A 1,456-nucleotide genomic window follows, 5' to 3' on the forward strand; every position below is an offset into this window, starting at 1 on the left:
GACAGCCAGCTGCTGGCGGCCTCCTCCGCCTTCTCGGAGAACATCGTCCAGGAGGTCTTCGGCGTGAAGCTGACGGAGAAGCAGACCATGCTGACCGCGCGGCTGACGGTGGTGGTCATCGCCGTCATCGCCCTGTTCCTGGCCTCCGACCCGGACAGCAACGTGTTCCAGATCGTGTCCTTCGCCTGGGCGGGCTTCGGCGCGGCCTTCGGCCCCGCCATCCTCTGCGCCCTGTTCTGGAAGCGGAGCAACCGCCAGGGCATCATGGCGGGCCTCATCGCCGGCGGCGCCATGATCTTCATCTGGAAGTTCCTGGTCCGCCCCCTGGGCGGCGCGTGGGACATCTACGAGCTGCTGCCGGCCTTCGTGGTGGCGCTGATCGCCATCGTGGCGGTGAGCCTGGCGACCCCGGCCCCCGGCGCGGGGATCGAGGAGCTCTTCGACGAGGTGCGGGAGAAGTGAGGGGACACCGGGGAGCCGCCCGGAGGGGATCTGCGGACGGTTTTTTCCCCGCCCCTCTTGACAAACGGTCCCCTTCCCCGTACAATAGGGCCTGTTGAAAGACGATGAAGGGGAAAAGACAGGGGACGCCCGCCCTCAGAGAGCCGGCGGATGGTGCGAGCCGGCGGAGGGGCCCCTGTGCATGACTGGCCCCGGAGCCTCCCGCCCGACAGGTAGGGCGGGCCGGCCTGCCCCCGTTACCGGGCCCGGAGGGCCGTCTTTGGCGGCTGAACAGGGTGGTACCGCGTTTTGACCGACGCCCCTGGCCGTTCCGGCTGGGGGCGTCTTCGTCGTGTTTGGGAAGGAGGAGCTTATGAGCGCAGGGTTTGGGATGGGGGGCTTTGGCAGCCTGATGTTCACGTTCGTCCCGATCTTCATCGCAGTCGTCTTCGTGCTCGTCATAGGAGGTATGATCGTGTTCGCGGTCCGGGGCGTCCGTACCTGGAGCAGGAACAACGCCTCCCCCCGGCTGACGGTCCCTGCCCAGGTGGTCACCAAACGGACCGACGTTTCCCACCACCACCATCACGGTGCCGGGACCGGGATGGGGCACGTCCACACCTCCACCTGGTACTACGTCACCTTCCAGGTGGAGAGCGGGGACCGGATGGAATTCAGCGTCAGCGGCCCGGAGCACGGCCTGCTGGCCGAGGGGGACCGGGGGGACCTCACCTTCCAGGGGACCCGGTACCTGGGCTTCGAGCGGAGCTGACCCGCTGACCCATAGAGGGATATCCATTTTCATCATGATAAAGGAGATCACACATGAAGTACGATTTCACCGCCATCGAGAAGAAATGGCAGGCCAGGTGGCTGGAGGAGAAGCCCTTCACCGCCGTCAACGGGGACACGAGCCGGGAGAAGTTCTTCGGCCTCATCGAGTTCCCCTACCCCTCCGGACAGGGGCTCCACGTGGGCCACGCCCGGCCCTTCACCGCCATGGACATCATCTGCC

At 66.3% G+C, this 1,456-nt stretch carries 2 protein-coding genes and 1 pseudogene; all 3 read left to right on the forward strand.

Translation table 11 applies throughout. The features are described from left to right. Positions 1 to 462, forward strand: a pseudogene (locus tag QZ332_RS13705) (sodium:proline symporter); the annotation flags it as partial. A gap of 352 nt (positions 463 to 814) precedes the next feature. Further along, on the forward strand, positions 815 to 1,213 hold the full coding sequence (locus QZ332_RS13710; RefSeq protein ID WP_295766460.1) for a DUF2500 domain-containing protein: 399 nt from the start codon (positions 815 to 817) through the stop codon (positions 1,211 to 1,213). A gap of 53 nt (positions 1,214 to 1,266) precedes the next feature. Continuing rightward, positions 1,267 to 1,456 (forward strand): hypothetical protein (locus QZ332_RS13715; RefSeq protein ID WP_295766462.1); only part of this gene is annotated, 190 nt, incomplete at its 3' end.

Origin of the sequence: uncultured Oscillibacter sp., assembly GCF_910584465.1 — a bacterium.
GTDB lineage: Bacteria > Bacillota > Clostridia > Oscillospirales > Oscillospiraceae > Oscillibacter.

Coding starts and splice junctions, on each gene's coding strand:
- QZ332_RS13710 (WP_295766460.1), top strand. CDS start 815: ATGAGCGCAGGGTTTGGGATGGGGGGCTTTGGCAGCCTGATGTTCACG.